We start from the raw sequence: 210 nt of genomic DNA on the forward strand, positions 1-210 counted from the left end.
ATGCCTCAACGAGACGCTGTTCACGTCGCTGCCGCATGCCCGGTTCGTGCTTGATGCCTGGCGGCATGACTACAACCACGTAAGGCCGCACTCGAAATTGGGCGGGAGAACCCCCGCCGAGAAAGCCGGTAAACCTGTCTGGGAGCATGCCCCCAGACAGGTTGCCATCACCTCAACCAACCATCATGTAGGAGCCGGACTCTACCTCTG

The 210-nt window shown here is 60.0% G+C and carries 1 protein-coding gene; it reads left to right on the forward strand.

What is annotated here, in order from left to right:
- Positions 1-210, forward strand: a 210-nt coding sequence (locus H926_RS31520; RefSeq protein ID WP_148291644.1) for an integrase core domain-containing protein, incomplete at both ends; no start/stop codon positions are given.

The sequence above is a fragment of the Novosphingobium sp. B-7 genome, assembly GCF_000410615.1.
GTDB classification, from domain to species: Bacteria; Pseudomonadota; Alphaproteobacteria; order Sphingomonadales; family Sphingomonadaceae; genus Novosphingobium; species Novosphingobium capsulatum.